Source organism: Aeromicrobium yanjiei (assembly GCF_009649075.1).
In the GTDB taxonomy this organism is placed as follows: Bacteria; Actinomycetota; Actinomycetes; order Propionibacteriales; family Nocardioidaceae; genus Aeromicrobium; species Aeromicrobium yanjiei.
On record NZ_CP045737.1, the window covers coordinates 1,718,387 to 1,730,223 of the forward strand.

Consider the following 11,837-nt stretch of genomic DNA (forward strand, 5'->3'; position numbering starts at 1 on the left):
CGGCGGTCGAGGGCGCACGGGTCCCAGAATTATTTTTTTGGCAGGGGCGTTGGTCCCGGGCCACGCGGGACGACCGGCCCCGCACAGTCACCCTGCCGGCTACAGGTGCCGCAGTAGCGTGGATCACGTGACCCCTCCTTCCATCGCCACGGTCGGTGAGCTGCGCGCCTCCGGCCACGTCCTGAAGTCCCTCCGAGCCGAGATCCGCGACAACCTGCTCTCCGCGCTCCGCGAGGGACGTGATCCGTGGCCCGGGCTCCACGGGTTCGAGTCCACCGTGATCCCGCAGCTCGAAAGGGCCCTGATCGCGGGCCACGACATCGTCCTGCTCGGGGAGCGCGGCCAGGGAAAGACGCGTCTGCTGCGCACGATGGTCGGGTTGCTCGACGAGTGGTCGCCGGTCATCGACGGCTCCGAGCTGGGCGAGCACCCGTACGAGCCGATCACGACCGCCAGCCGGCGCCGGGCCGAGGAGATGGGCGACGAGCTGCCCATCAGCTGGCGCGGACGGGACGAGCGGTACGCCGAGAAGCTCGCGACCCCTGACACCAGCGTCGCGGACCTGATCGGCGACGTCGACCCGATGAAGGTCGCCGAGGGACGCAGCCTGGGCGACCCGGAGACGATCCACTTCGGGCTGATCCCGCGCAGTCACCGCGGCATCGTGGCGATCAACGAGCTGCCCGACCTCGCCGAGCGCATCCAGGTCGCGATGCTCAACGTGATGGAGGAGCGCGACATCCAGATCCGCGGCTACGTGCTGCGCCTGCCGCTCGACGTGCTCGTCGTGGCGAGCGCCAACCCCGAGGACTACACCAATCGCGGCCGCATCATCACGCCCCTGAAGGACCGCTTCGGCGCCGAGATCCGCACGCACTACCCGACTGAGCTGGCCGACGAGGTGGCGGTGATCCGTCAGGAGGCCGAGCTCGTCGCGGACGTGCCCGACCACCTCGTCGAGATCCTGGCGCGCTTCACCAAGGCATTGCGCGAGTCCAGCGCGGTCGACCAGCGCAGCGGCGTCAGCGCCCGGTTCGCGATCGCTGGTGCCGAGACGATCGCCGCGGCAGCGCTGCACCGGGCGACGCGACAGGGTGAGGACGTCCCAGTGGCGCGTCCGGTGGACCTTGAGACCGCGGTCGACGTGCTGGGCGGCAAGATCGAGTTCGAGTCGGGCGAGGAGGGTCGCGAGGACGAGATCCTCGACCACCTGCTCCGGACGGCCACGGCCGAGACGGTCCGCAGCCACTTCCGCGGCATCGACCTCGCGGTCCTGGTGGACGCGATCGAGGGCGGTGCGATGGTGTCCACCGGCGAGCAGGTCACCGCACGCGACTTCCTCGCCGGGCTGCCGGTGCTGGGGGAGTCCGAGCTGTACGACGAGGTGTGCGACCGGCTGGGCGCGACGAATGACGGCCAGCGGGCCGGCGCGATCGAGCTGGCCCTGGAAGGGCTCTACCTCGCCCGGAGGGTGAGCAAGGACAGCGGGGGCGGCGAGACGATCTATGGCTAGGCAGAACCGTCGCCTCACGCGGGACGCCCGCTACGGCAGGTACGTCGACGGACCCGATCCGCTCGCCCCGCCTGTCGACCTGACCGAGGCGCTCGACGCGATCGGCGAGGAGGTCATGGCGGGCTACTCCCCTGAGCGCGCGATGCGCGAGTTCCTGCGCCGTGGCGGCAAGGACCAGGCCGGACTGGACGAGCTCGCTCGCCGCGTCGCGGAGCGTCGGCGAGAGCTGGCCGAGCGGCACCACCTCGACGGCACGCTGCAGGAGGTCAAGGAGCTCCTCGACCGCGCGGTCCTGGCCGAGCGCAAGCAGCTGGCCCGCGACGTGGACATGGACGACGGCGATCGCATGCTCGCCGAGATGCAGCTGGACCACCTCCCTGCGTCCCCGGCCGCCGCGGTCAGCGAGCTGGGCGGCTACGAGTGGAGGAGCCAGGAGGCGCGCGCGGACTTCGAGCGGATCAAGGACCTCCTCGGCCGCGAGATGCTCGAGCAACGCTTCGCGGGCATGAAGGACGCCCTCGAGAACGCGACGGACGAGGACCGGGCCGCGATCCAGGAGATGCTGGGCGACCTGAACACGCTGCTCGACGCGCACCGCAGGGGCGTCGACACCCAGGAGCAGTTCGAGGAGTTCATGGCCAAGCACGGCGACTACTTCCCCGAGCAGCCCGCCACGATCCAGGAGCTCCTCGACACCTTGGCGGCGCGGGCCGCCGCGGCACAGCGCATGCGCAACTCGATGACGGCCGAGCAGCGGGCCGAGCTCGACGCGCTCGCGCAGCAGGCGTTCGGCTCTCCGGAGCTGATGCAGTCGCTCGCCGAGCTCGACGCCAACCTGCAGTCCTTGCGCCCCGGGGAGGACTGGGGAGGCTCCGAGCGCATGGACGGCGACGAAGGGCTCGGGCTCGGCGACGGGACGGGGGTCTTCCAGGACATCGCCGACCTCGACGAGCTCGCGGAGCAGCTCGCGCAGTCGTACGACGGCTCCCGCATGGACGACATCGACCTGGACAAGGTCGCCCGTCAGCTCGGCGACGAGGCTGCGGTGGACGCCAAGACCCTCCAGGCCCTGGAGAGGGCCCTGCGTGACTCCGGGACGGTGAAGCGCGGCACCGACGGCCAGCTCAAGCTCACCCCCAAGGCGATGCGTCAGCTCGGCAAGGCGCTCCTGCGCGACGTGGCCGACAAGATGTCAGGACGGCAGGGCAACCGCGACCTGCGGCAGGCCGGCGCCGCGGGTGAGCGCTCGGGGGCGACCCGCGAGTGGGCCTTCGGGGACACCGAGCCGTGGGACGTCACCCGCACGATCACCAACGCGATCACCCGCACGGCCGGTGAGGGCGGCTCGACGGCCGCCGGTGTCCACATCGAGATCGGCGACGTCGAGGTCCAGGAGACCGAGGCCCGTACGCAGGCCTGTGTCGCGCTCCTGGTCGACACCTCCTTCTCGATGGCGATGGACGGACGCTGGGTCCCGATGAAGCGCACCGCCCTCGCGCTGCACACCCTCATCACGAGCCGCTTCCGCGGCGATGACCTGCAGCTCATCGGCTTCGGGCGCCACGCGGAGGTCATGGACATCGAGCAGCTCACCGGGCTCGACGCGATGTGGGACAAGGGCACCAACCTGCACCACGCGCTGCTGCTCGCCAACCGGCACTTCCGCAAGCACCCCAACGCCCAGCCCGTGCTCCTGATCGTCACCGACGGCGAGCCGACCTCCCACCTGGAGTCCAGTGGCGACGTGTTCTTCAGCTATCCACCGCATCCCGTGACCGTCGCGCTCTCCGTGCGCGAGCTGGACAACTCGATGCGCCTGGGCGCCCAGACCACGTTCTTTCGTCTGGGGGAGGACCCGGGCCTCGCCCGATTCATCGACTCGATGGCACGGCGTGCGGGCGGGTCGGTCGTCGCGCCCGAGCTCGACGACCTCGGTGCCGCGGTGGTGGGCTCCTATCTCGGATCGCGCGATCCCGGCTCCTGGGCCGGTTGACCGACGGTCGGCTGGGTACCTGCGAGCCATGAGTGACTACCAGAGCGAAGAGATCGAAGCCATCCAGTTCGTCGTCAACCGCGTCTCGGCGTACCAGGACGGTGCCGAGGAGGGATTCGTCGAGAAGGAGCTGCGCAAGGGCTTCGACGAGGCCGAGATCCAGGTGGCTCCCGAGCACGTCGACAAGCTCGCCGCGGCCATCTACGACAAGGACGGCGACGTGTCGGCGGTCGACGTGCTGAGTGCATGACGACCCGCGACGAGCACGTCGAGAAGCTGGTCGAGCTGACCAAGGACTCCCGGTTCTGCATGTTGACGACCGTCGACTCCGACGGCTCGCTCGTCAGCCGACCGATGTCGCGCCAGGAGGTCGACCTCGACGTCGAGATGTGGTTCATCGCGACGCGCGACTCCCGCAAGGCCCAGCACCTGCGTGCCAACCCGACGGCCGCCGTGACTGTCTCCACCGACAGCTCGTGGGTGTCGCTGTCGGGCACCGCTGAGATCGTCGACGACACCGCCAAGCTGGAGGAGCTGTGGAGCACCTTCGCCGAGGCCTGGCTGCCTGAGGGCCCGAAGGACCCCAACGCGGTCCTGGTGCGGTTCGACGCGAGCACCGCGGAGTACTGGGACAACCCCGGCGGACGTGTCTCGACGCTGATCAGCCTCGCCAAGTCCAAGCTCACCGGCAAGCCCTATGACGGCGGCGAGAACGAGGTCGTCACCGGGCTCTGACCGGACCGGCGACCTACGTGAGGTCGTCGTGCACGCCGCTGACCCAGTCGGCGTGCCGGTCCGCCGACCAGCGCATGATCGCCTGGGCGTCGGCGGCGATCAGGTTGCGGCCGAAGTTGCCATAGACCCGGTCGAAGGCGAACGCCTCGAGGTGTGTGGTGACCCGCTGGGCCACGGCACCGGAGAGCGGGAGGCGGTTGGGGAAGCTGCGCATGAAGCTGAACGAGCGGCGGTCCGGGTTGGGCGCCACGGTGTCGCCGGCCAGGAGCACACCCTTTCCCTCGGCTCCCGCTGCCCAGTGGGCCACGGCGCTGCCGGGGAAGTGACCGCCCGGCTGGGTCAGGGTGACCCCGGGCAGGATCTCGACGTCGTCGGCCCAAGTCTCGATGATCGCGTCGGGGCGGGCGACCCAGCGTTGATCGGCCTCGGCGACCAGCACCGCTGCGCCACCGAGGCGTCTGCTCCACTCCACCTGCACGCCGAACATGTGCGGGTGGCTCGCGACGATCGCCCGCACCTCGCCCAGGGCGCGGACGCGACGAGCGATGTCGTCGTCGACGAATCCGACGGGGTCCCACAGCAGATTTCCGTCCGGGGTCCGCACGAGCTTCGCCTGCTGGCCGATGCCGACGTCGGGCGACGTCGTGATGCCCCAGAGATCAGGCTCCAGCTCGACCAGCTCGGCGCGAAACCCCTCATCGGTCATCTGGTCCAGCGTGGTCCACTCCTGACCACCGGCGGGGACGTACTGGCGCTCGTCGTCGCAGATCGCGCAGACGTCGACCCGGTCGGCGTGCTCCACGGCGCAGGTGCGACAGATCCAGAACTGCTCCGCGGCATGGCCCATGTGGTCAGGGTAGGTCAGGCCGGCGGCGTGGTCAGCCGTCCGACGTCCTCCGGCCGGCGGGGACGAGGTGTCGCGTGGACCGTGGGCGGCAACCCCCACTCGTCCTTGCCGAGGCGCGAGACGGGCTGAAGACGCGCCATCTCCGGGTGTCCATCCACCAAGGCGTAGTCGTCGACCGTGATCGCGACGACGGCGCCGAGCACCAGCACGGAGTCACCGAGCTCGATCGTGGAGTGCAGCCGGCACTCCAGCGAAGCGGGCGATCCGGCGACACGCGGCGGGGCGACGCTGTCGCTGGGCTCCATCTCGATGTCGAGCCGGACAGCCTCGTTGTCGCCGGGTGCGAACGGTGCGCTGCTCGCGTTGATGAGGTCGAGCTGGGGCAGCGTCGCGAGGTTCACGACGAACTCCTCGGTCGCCAGCACGTTCGCGAGCGTGTCCTTGCGGCCGACCGAGGTCCACGAGACGATCGGCGGGTTCGCACACGCGACGCTGAAGAACGAGTGCGGCGCGAGGTTGCCGACGCCCTCCGCGGACAGCGTCGAGATCCAGGCGACCGGGCGGGGGACGACAAGGGCGGTGAGCAGCCGGTACGACTCGACGTCGGGGTCTGCGGTGTGAAAGACGGTGCGCATCGCCCCATCCTTGCCTGAGGAGCCGGGAACGGCACGTCGCATCTGCGCCCGCGTGAACCCCCCATCAAGGCGATCCGAGGCCGTATCGTGATCCCGGGTGCTCCATCGGGCCCGGCACGCACCCGCACGACGTCCGAGATCGAGGTGACCCCCATCGTGTCCCAGGCAGGCTCCGCGACCGGGACGACGGTGCGCCCGCGGGTCCAGGCATCGCGCTGGTGGGTCCCGACGTGGGCAGTGGTGGTGGTCTTCGGTGCGGTCGCCCTGTGGCGCTCACGCCAGGTCGACGTGCCGTTCCGTGATCCCGACGGGCGGGTCTTCATGTCCCGCATCGCGCTCTCGCTCGGGATCCTCGTCGTCCTGATCGTCCTCGACGGGGTCGTCCGGGCCCGGCGCGGCGGCTGGAGCCTGCGTCGTACGCGGGAGGCCATCTCGACGCGGTGGACGCGGGACCGGGTGCTGCTCGCGGTCACCGGCCTCCTGGCGTACCACCTCGTCTACACGTCCTACCGCAACCTCAAGAGCTGGAACGCCTTCCGGACCCAGCACGACGACGCGCTCGTCGACAGCGACCGATGGCTCTTCTTCGGCCACAGCCCGGCGGTGCTGCTGCACGACCTGTTCGGCCGGGACGTGGCCCCGCACGTCTTCCGGGCGATCTACGAGTCGTTCTCGGTCATGGTGCCGATCTCGTTCGTCGCCGCCCTCGTCCTCGCGCCGCGGATCCGTGAGGGCTACGTGTTCCTCACCTCCGCGATGTGGGTCTGGATCCTCGGCGTCGCGTCCTACTACCTGATCCCGGCGATCGGCCCGTTCGACGCCGTGCCGCAGGAGTTCGCGGGGCTGGACCGCACGAGCGTCACCGCGACCCAGGCCACGTACATGGCCGAGCGCTCCGAGCTCCTCCTCGACCCGGGCACGGCCGGCTCGTTCGCCAGCATCGGTGCGTTCGCGAGCCTGCACACCGGCTTCACGTTCCTCGTCCTGCTGATGCTGCGCTACTACGGCCTGCGCCGGGCCGCGAACCTCATGGTCCTCTACCTCGTGGCGGTCATGGTGTCCACGATCTACCTCGGGTGGCACTACGTGCTCGACGACGTGGCCGGCCTGGCCATCGCCTGGGCCGCGGTGCGCCTCGGCCGCCTCACGGTCCACCCACCCGGGAGGTCCGCGGCGTGACGGTGCTCGACGAGCGGGTCGAGGTGCCGACCCCGCGGACGCGCGACTCGCTGATCCGGTGGTGGCTGCTGTGCGCCGGCGTCGTCGTCCTGCTGCGCACCCCGTTCATCAACGTCCCCCTGGGCATCGACGAGGGCGGCGGCTCGTTCGTCGCCCGTGCGTGGGGCTCGACGGACGGCTCGATGTATGGCGGATCCTGGCTCGACCGCCCACCGCTGCTGGTTCTGGTCTACAAGATCGGCGTGCTCGGAGGTGATCTCGGGGTGCGTCTGGTCGGGATGGTCGCGGCGGTCCTGCTCGTCGCGGGGACCATGGCGATCGCGCAGCGCATCAGCGGGGCCCGGGCGGCGCGCATCGCGGGCATCCTGACCGCCGTCATGACCTCGTCGGTCGTCCTCGGGGCGGTGTTCACCGACAACGAGCTCATCGCGAGCGTCCCCGCGACGTACTCGATCCTCGCCCTCATGCGGGCTCGCGACGCGGTCGTGCCCCACCGGTGGCTGTTCGTCTCGGGCGCCCTGGCCACGTGTGCCCTGTTGGTCAAGCAGTCGTTCGCCGAGGTGCTGGTGGCCGGTGCGGTGTTCCTGCTCGTGAGCGGGGTGACCCGGGCGCGCTCTGACTTCCGCTGGTCCTGGCTCGGCTGGTGGCTCGGCGGTGTGGCGACGCCGGTCCTGGTGACGTTCGCGTGGTTCGAGGCGTACTCGGTCGGCGTCAGGGGCTTCGTGTACGCCGCCGCGGGCTTCAGGCTCGACAGCATCGCCGAGATCACCGGCGCTCCACAGGGGGCCGGCTTCATGCTGGTGCGCCTCGGGCTGCCGATCCTGATCGTCTCGGGCTGCGTGTTCCTCGTGCCGTGGTCCGTGGCCTGGTTGGTGCGCCGCCGGGCCGACCCGCAGCTCGTGCTCCCGCTGACGGCGTGGCTCGCGTTGGGATTCCTCGCGGTCGCGGGCGGAGGCAACTACTACCCCCACTACTTCATCCAGCCCGTGGCCGCACTGGCGGTGCTGTCGGGCTGCGCCCTGGCCGTGACGGGACGTCGCATCCTGGCCAGTGCGACCGCGGCGCTGGTCCTCGTGCTCGCGGTCGGCAACGTGGCCGTGGGCACGACCCTGCAGACCGTCAACCCTCCGCAGCAGCGGACCCTGGCGGTCGCGGACTACCTGCAGAGCAATGCGCGCCCCGACGACACCCTCTACGTGCTGTACGCCCGTGCGAACCTGCTCTACTACGCGGACATGACCACCCCCTACCCGTACTCGTGGACGCAGATGGTCCGCACCGTGCCGAACGCCGAGGAGCGGCTGCGCGACATGCTGCGCTCCACGAGTCGCCGTCCCACCTGGATCGTGGAGTGGCAGGAGGCGACGATCTTCGGGATGGACGCGTCGGGGGAGACCCGCCGACTCATCGCGAAGCACTACGTGGGGGTCGACGAGATCTGCGGCAAGCAGGTGCTCATCCGGCGGGACGAGGCTGCCCGCACGCTGCGCAAGTCCTCGCACGGGGAGTGCGCCACGCTCGACCTGCCGAGGCACCTCGGTCCGAGCGAGTCACGAACGCCTGAGGACAGCGCCGACTACCTCTGGCAGTGACGGGGACCGCCGATCCCCGGACCAGCGGGGCGAGGCAGAAAACTGTCCGCCCGGAATACGATCATGACGTTGAGCGCTGCAACCAAGCAGCACGAACTCGCCCCGGCCCGGCCATGTGTGGGCTCCGCCGCCGCGATCCCCACTCGACTCATCCCCCGAGGACATCCGATGACTGCTGCTGACCCCATGCTGCCCGAAACGGAGCGAGAGCCCGATCCCCGACGATGGCTGGCGCTCGGCGTCATCGCGATCGCCCAGCTCATGATCGTGCTCGACGCCTCCATCGTGAACATCGCCCTGCCGTCGGCCCAGAAGGATCTGGGCATCAGCGACGCCGACCGCCAATGGGTCGTCACGGCCTACACGCTCGCGTTCGGCGGGCTCCTGCTCCTCGGCGGCCGCATCGCGGACTTCGCCGGCCGCAAGCGCGTCTTCGTCGTGGGACTGATCGGCTTCGCCGTGGCGTCCGCCCTCGGCGGCATCGCGTCGACGGCAGGCCTGCTCTTCGCGGCCCGCGGGCTGCAGGGCCTCTTCGCGGCTCTCATGGCTCCCGCCGCGTTGTCGCTGATCTCGGTGACGTTCACCGAGTCCAAGGAGCGGGCGACCGCGTTCGGCGTCTTCGGTGCGATCTCCGGCGGCGGTGCCGCGATCGGCCTGATCGTCGGTGGCGTCCTGACCGAGTACGCGTCGTGGCGCTGGTGCCTCGGCGTCAACGTCCCGATCGCACTGGTCACCGCCTTCGCCGCGACGCGCGTGGTGCGCGAGAGCAAGGCCGAGGGCAACACCAAGTACGACATCCCTGGCGCGATCCTGGTGTCCCTCGGCCTCGTGTCGCTGGTCTACGGGTTCACCGAGGCCGCGAAGGAGAAGAACCCGGGCAAGAGCACCGAGGTGCTGGGCTGGACCGACAGCAGCACGATGACCTTCCTCGGCGTGGCCGTGGTCCTGCTGGTGGCGTTCGTCCTGTGGGAGCGCCGCACGGCGCACCCGCTGCTGCCCCTGCACGTGGCGCTCGACCGCAACCGCGGCGGCTCCTACCTGGTCTTCTTGTTCGTGGGTGCCGGACTCTTCGCGATGTTCCTGTTCCTGACGTTCTACTTCCAGTCGACGCTCGGCTACACCCCGCTGCGCTCGGGATTCGCCTTCCTGCCGTTCAGCATCGGCATCATCCTGGGTGCGGGCGTGATCTCGCAGGTGCTGCCACGCCTCGGCCCCAAGCCGATCATGGTGCCCGGGCTGGTGTCGGCCTCGATCGGCATGGTGCTGCTGACCCGGGTGACCGCCGACACCTCCTACTGGACGCACGTGCTGCCCTCGCTGGTGCTGCTCAGCGTCGGCATGGCGGCGGTGTTCATCCCGGCGTCGAGCACGGCCCTGGTCGGGGTCGGATCGCACGACGCCGGCGTCGCCAGCGCACTGCTCAACACCTCCCAGCAGGTTGGCGGCTCGCTCGGGACCGCGCTGCTCAACACGCTCTACGCGGGCGCCGTGACGGCCTACCTGACCGACAACATGCGCGGAGCGCGCAATCCCGACGCGGTGATGGCCGATGCGTTCGTCAGCGGCTACCACGTGGCCTTCTTCTGGGGAGCGATGCTGCTGGTGCTCGCCCTGATCACCGCGGTGACGCTGATCAATGCCAAGAAGGACGACATCCCGGCGGTCGAGGGAGCTGCGGCCGTCGCCTGACGCCAGGGTCACCTGGGGCTGATCGCGACCGTGCAGACCAGCCCCAGGTGGTCCGAGCTGTCCGGCTCGGTCATCTGCACGCGGCCGTCGATCGCGGTGACCCGGGGACCGAGGTAGATCGCGTCGAGATGGCGTCCGTTGCGCTTCAGCGGCTCGCCGATGCGGTGATGGACGTCGACGTCGACGTCCTGCACGTCGGTCGCGGCGCGCCAGTCGGTGTAGCCGGCCGCCTCCAGGATGCCGCGCGGTGTGTCGGCCCGCACCGCGATGTTGTTGATGTCGGCCGCCACGACGTCCACGGCGTGCTCCGCGCAGAGCTCGACGAGCCGGGTGGCCTGGAGCTGCCTGGAGGCCTCGGCCTTCTCGGGGGTCGTGTGCACCGAGGACGACAGGTGGGTCGTGGCCGCGACCCATTCCAGCCCCGTCGCCACGTGCTCGTAGCGGGCGATGAGCACGTGGCGCTGCTGGCGGGTGAACGTGCCGAGGGGGTGCTCGTGAGTCTCCAGGAGCCGATGGACGGCCGGATCGCTGTAGCCGTCGTTGTGGCCGTGGCGCGACCGCGCGACCTCCCAGCGGGGCAGGATGTGCGCCAGGCTGCGGCGCTCAGCGCGCCGGTTGACCTCGACGAGGAAGTACACGCTGGCCTGCATGCCGCCCGGTGCGTGCATCTCGCGCTCGAGCATCTCGGCCCGTCCCGGCCAGCGGTGGTGGGTGCGGGTCCAGTTGGACCCCAGCACGTTCTTGAACCCGAGGCGGAAGATCGCCGACATCCTGTGAGGCTAGCGGACCGCCGCGGTCGAGGTGTGGGTCCGGGGCAGAGCCAGTAGCGTCGAAGCTGATGACCTCCAAGACCCGCGGCCTCTCCCGACGCCTGATCGCGCTCGCCCCCCGTGAGCTGCGCGAGAAGGTGCCGCGCGACCACCTCGAGACCGATGCCGCGTTCCACCGTCGTCGCCGAGTCGTCGGGGGAGTCAGCATCGCAGGGGCGGCGCTCCTGGGCCGCTCGCTCACGACCGAGCCGGACTCCAAGGAGTTCTACGGGCTCACCCTCGGCGTCGCCGCCACCTGGACGGCCGGCGCCCTCGCGTCCGGCCCGTTGCACCGCGGCTGGGAGCAGGCCGACGACAACCTCCTCCGGCGGCCCCTCGTCACGCCGGTCGCCCTCGGCTTCGCGTCGTTCGGGGCGTTCTACGGCGCGGCGCTCGTGTGCCGCCGGGTGCCGGTCCTCAACCGTGCGCTCACCGACATCCTGGCGTTCGCCGACCAGGGGTCCGCGCCACTCGTCGCCGCGACGACGTTCGCGAACGGGGCGGCCGAGGAGGTGTTCTTCCGCGGCGCGCTCTACGCTGCGGCGGGCACCCGCCACCCGGTCGCCAAGTCCACCGCGATCTACACCCTGGCCACCACGGCGACCCGCAATCCTGCCCTGGTGATGGCCGGTGGCGTCATGGGCACGCTGTTCGGTCTGCAACGCCGGGCGTCCGGGGGCATCCAGGCCCCCCTGCTCACCCACCTGACGTGGTCGGCGCTGATGCTGCGGTTCATGCCGCCGCTGTTCCGCCGGGACGGTCACGACGAGGTGGACCAGGACCTGCCGCCGAGGGTCTGACCGCGCACGGAGGGGGCTCGGTCCGGGTCCCGGCCGGCGATCGAC

11 protein-coding genes are annotated in these 11,837 nt (G+C 70.4%); 8 read left to right on the plus strand and 3 right to left on the minus strand.

Annotated elements, in window-relative coordinates; translation table 11 throughout:
* The first annotated feature begins 127 nt into the window (after positions 1 to 127).
* From GEV26_RS08520 to GEV26_RS08535, 4 genes are read left to right on the plus strand one after another with little or no spacing between them, the layout of a single operon-like run.
* Positions 128 to 1,513, plus strand: a complete 1,386-nt coding sequence (locus GEV26_RS08520; RefSeq protein ID WP_153652668.1) for a MoxR family ATPase — start codon at positions 128 to 130, stop codon at positions 1,511 to 1,513.
* On the plus strand, positions 1,506 to 3,506 hold the full coding sequence (locus GEV26_RS08525) for a vWA domain-containing protein (protein ID WP_153652669.1): 2,001 nt from the start codon (positions 1,506 to 1,508) through the stop codon (positions 3,504 to 3,506). The genes GEV26_RS08520 and GEV26_RS08525 overlap by 8 nt, the downstream gene beginning before the upstream one ends.
* Before the next feature lie 28 nt (positions 3,507 to 3,534).
* Positions 3,535 to 3,756, plus strand: coding sequence for a hypothetical protein (locus GEV26_RS08530; protein WP_153652670.1), 222 nt, complete (start codon positions 3,535 to 3,537; stop codon positions 3,754 to 3,756).
* Positions 3,753 to 4,241, plus strand: a complete 489-nt coding sequence (locus GEV26_RS08535; RefSeq protein WP_153652671.1) for a pyridoxamine 5'-phosphate oxidase family protein — start codon at positions 3,753 to 3,755, stop codon at positions 4,239 to 4,241. The genes GEV26_RS08530 and GEV26_RS08535 overlap by 4 nt, the downstream gene beginning before the upstream one ends.
* 13 nt (positions 4,242 to 4,254) lie before the next feature.
* On the opposite strand, the gene GEV26_RS08540 is transcribed toward GEV26_RS08535, so the two are convergent.
* Both GEV26_RS08540 and GEV26_RS08545 read right to left on the minus strand, forming a co-directional pair.
* Entirely contained in the window at positions 4,255 to 5,088 is an 834-nt protein-coding gene (locus GEV26_RS08540) for an MBL fold metallo-hydrolase (RefSeq protein WP_153652672.1), read from the minus strand.
* Between the two features lie 14 nt (positions 5,089 to 5,102).
* Complete coding sequence (locus GEV26_RS08545; RefSeq protein WP_153652673.1) at positions 5,103 to 5,723, minus strand: flavin reductase family protein; 621 nt, start codon at positions 5,721 to 5,723, stop codon at positions 5,103 to 5,105.
* 144 nt (positions 5,724 to 5,867) lie between these two features.
* Between GEV26_RS08545 and GEV26_RS08550 the strand changes: the two genes are divergently transcribed.
* The 3 genes from GEV26_RS08550 (at position 5,868) to GEV26_RS08560 (ending at position 10,183) form a co-directional block, all read left to right on the plus strand.
* Positions 5,868 to 6,902: a phosphatase PAP2 family protein gene (locus GEV26_RS08550; protein ID WP_153652674.1), complete on the plus strand. Its 1,035-nt coding sequence runs from the start codon at positions 5,868 to 5,870 to the stop codon at positions 6,900 to 6,902.
* Positions 6,899 to 8,494: an ArnT family glycosyltransferase gene (locus GEV26_RS08555; protein WP_153652675.1), complete on the plus strand. Its 1,596-nt coding sequence runs from the start codon at positions 6,899 to 6,901 to the stop codon at positions 8,492 to 8,494. Before GEV26_RS08550 ends, GEV26_RS08555 begins: the two co-directional genes overlap by 4 nt.
* A 168-nt stretch (positions 8,495 to 8,662) precedes the next feature.
* Entirely contained in the window at positions 8,663 to 10,183 is a 1,521-nt protein-coding gene (locus GEV26_RS08560) for an MFS transporter (protein WP_153652676.1), read from the plus strand.
* 8 nt (positions 10,184 to 10,191) lie between these two features.
* Here the strand turns inward: GEV26_RS08560 and GEV26_RS08565 are convergent, their stop codons facing one another.
* Positions 10,192 to 10,953, minus strand: coding sequence for an exonuclease/endonuclease/phosphatase family protein (locus tag GEV26_RS08565; protein WP_153652677.1), 762 nt, complete (start codon positions 10,951 to 10,953; stop codon positions 10,192 to 10,194).
* A gap of 68 nt (positions 10,954 to 11,021) precedes the next feature.
* Here GEV26_RS08565 and GEV26_RS08570 point away from each other — a divergent pair, with 68 nt between their 5' ends.
* On the plus strand, positions 11,022 to 11,792 hold the full coding sequence (locus GEV26_RS08570; RefSeq protein WP_153652678.1) for a CPBP family intramembrane glutamic endopeptidase: 771 nt from the start codon (positions 11,022 to 11,024) through the stop codon (positions 11,790 to 11,792).
* Positions 11,793 to 11,837 lie beyond the last annotated feature (45 nt).